A 2,786-nucleotide genomic window follows, 5' to 3' on the forward strand; every position below is an offset into this window, starting at 1 on the left:
CCCAACCAACCAGCGCCTGTACACTGACGCCAACCCGCTGGGAGATACGGATTTTGCCGCCCGCTCGGGCCTGCTCTCCAGCATAGATGCCTATGCGCGCGGCAAGGACTCGCGCGTGGTGCAGGTTATGGCCTCGCTCTCGGGCGAGTGGCAGGCTGTGCAGATCATCCGCGCCGATGGGACGCGCGTGGCCGACCTGCGCCCCCTTGTGCGGCTGAATGTGTCGGTGGTGGTGGAGCACGCGGGCAAGCGCGAGAGCGGGAGCCACGGCCTTGGTGGGCGGTATGAGATCAACCGCCTGCTGAACGTGGAAACATGGCAGGGTGCGGTGGACGAGGCCCTGCGTCAGGCCCTTGTCGCGCTGGAGGCGCAGGCCGCTCCAGCGGGGGAAATGGAAGTGGTACTTGGCGCTGGCTGGCCCGGTATTCTGCTGCACGAGGCCGTGGGCCACGGGCTGGAGGGGGACTTCAACCGCAAGGGTACGTCCGTTTTTGCAGGCCGCATTGGCACCCGTGTAGCCTCCCCCGGTGTGACGGTTATTGATGATGGCTCCATGCCGGACCGCCGCGGCAGCCTGACCATAGATGATGAGGGCACACCCACAGGCCGCACGGTGCTGATTGAGGATGGTATTCTCAAAGGCTATTTGCAGGACCGGCTGAACGCACGGCTTATGGGGGTGGCCCCCACAGGCAATGGTCGCCGCCAGTCCTACGCGCATATGCCGCTGCCCCGCATGACCAACACCATTATGCTTGAAGGCAGCGCCACCACGGAGGAGATGATCCGCTCGGTCAAGCGCGGGCTGTATGCCGTGCATTTTGGTGGCGGGCAGGTGGATATTACATCGGGCAAGTTCGTCTTTGCCGCATCCGAAGCCTATCTGATCGAGAACGGCCGGGTGACGGCCCCGGTCAAGGGGGCCACCCTGATTGGCAGCGGGGCAGAGGCCATGACGCAGGTGTCCATGATCGGGGGTAATCTGGAGCTGGACCCGGGCATTGGCACCTGTGGCAAAGCCGGGCAGGGCGTGCCGGTGGGCGTGGGCCAGCCCACACTCAAAATGACCGGCCTGACCGTGGGGGGCACGGCCTGAGCGCACACCCCACCTGACTGCGGTGTGCGGTCGGCTGTTCCTGTTGGGTGTGCTCTCATGCTAGAGCGTGTGCCTTGGGTTCTGCCCGCCTGATGCGGGCCGGAAGATAGGGACAGGATAAATGGTCGAGAGCGGATTTCGGAGTTCTTTCATGCGCGAGGCCGCAGCACGCGGCTTCATTTTCCAGTGCACGGATGCACAGGCACTGGACGCACTTATGGAACGGGAGTCCATCTCGGCTTATATCGGCTTTGACCCCACGGCGGACAGCTGCATGTGGGCGGGCTGATCCAGATTATGATGCTGCGCCTGCTGCAAAAGCATGGTCACCGCCCGATTGCCCTTGTGGGGGGCGGCACGGCACGTATTGGTGACCCCTCCTTTAGGGAGGAAGCGCGCGGGTTGATGACGGAAGACATCATCCAGACCAACCTAGCCGGGATTGAGGGGTGCCTGCGCCAGTTCCTCAGCTTTGGCACGGGTCCGTCCGATGCCATGCTGGTCAACAACGCGGACTGGCTGGACAAGCTGGCCTATATTGACCTGCTGCGTGATGTGGGGGTGCATTTTTCCATCAACCGTATGCTGGCCTTCGACTCGGTTAAAAACCGGCTTGAGCGCGAGCAGGGGCTGACGTTCCTCGAGTTCAATTACTCCATTCTCCAGTCCTATGACTTCCGCGAACTCAGCCGCAAATATGGTCTGGTGCTCCAACTTGGTGGGTCCGACCAGTGGGGCAACATTATCTCGGGCGTGGAACTGGTGCGCAGGACGGACCAGAAGACCGTCATGGGCCTGACCACCCCCCTGTTGACCACCGCCTCCGGCGCAAAAATGGGCAAGACCGCCAGCGGCGCGGTCTGGCTGTCACCAAAGCGTTTGCCGGTGTTTGATTACTGGCAGTTCTGGCGCAACACGGAAGATGCCGATGTGGGCCGCTTTTTGCGCCTGTTCACGGACCTGCCGCTGGAGGAATGTGCACGGCTTGAGAGCCTGCCGGGGGCAGACATTAACGAGGCCAAAAAAGTGCTGGCGACCGAGGCCACGGCCCTGTGCCACGGGCGCGAGGCCGCTTTGGCCGCAGCCGAGGCTGCCCGCCAGACGTTTGAGGAAGGTCGGGTGACTGCGGCCGACCTGCCGGTGCATGAGGTCAGCCAGCCCGAGCTTGCTGCGGGTATTCCCGTTTTTCGCCTTCTGGTGGAGGCAGGTCTTGCCAAAACCAATGGCGAGGCACGGCGTTTGGTCCGTGGTGGTGGGGCGCGCCTCAACAATGCCGTGATAGCGGATGAAAATCGCCTGATTGTGGAGCACGATAGTGTGGACGGTGCCATCAGGCTTTCTGCTGGCAAAAAACATCATGTGCTGGTGCGGGTCGGTTCCTGAGCAGGCCGTAACCAGCAGGAGGCCATTGTTATGAAACGTCTTGTGTGTGCTCTGGCGGCCTTGGGGTCTTTAACGGCGCTGGCCGGGTGTGCTGGCCCCGGTCCCGGCCCGGGACCACGCCCCTACTACCCGTATGGATATGCTGGCCCCAGTATGCGCTATGATGATTATTACGGGTATGGTGGCGGCAGTTATGGCGGTGCATGGCTGCGACCTGCTCCCCGGCCTGTGGGTAGGCCCGGCATGGGGCCGGGTGGCCGCCCCGGTGGCAATGGTGGCGGCTGGTCCCGTCCCGGCGGTGGTCGTC

Annotated in this window: 2 protein-coding genes and 1 pseudogene; all 3 read left to right on the top strand. The window is 63.1% G+C overall.

Annotated features, from left to right (window positions below):
* Window positions 1-1,096 (top strand): metalloprotease TldD (tldD, locus tag JCM25146_RS15675; protein WP_025829220.1); only part of this gene is annotated, 1,096 nt, incomplete at its 5' end.
* Between the two features lie 121 nt (window positions 1,097-1,217).
* Window positions 1,218-2,479 (top strand): annotated as a pseudogene (gene tyrS / locus JCM25146_RS20225) (tyrosine--tRNA ligase).
* A gap of 30 nt (window positions 2,480-2,509) precedes the next feature.
* On the top strand, window positions 2,510-2,786 hold a 277-nt coding region (locus JCM25146_RS22285), incomplete at its 3' end, for a hypothetical protein (protein ID WP_148299130.1).

This window comes from Acetobacter okinawensis JCM 25146, from assembly GCF_000613865.1.
GTDB lineage: Bacteria > Pseudomonadota > Alphaproteobacteria > Acetobacterales > Acetobacteraceae > Acetobacter > Acetobacter okinawensis.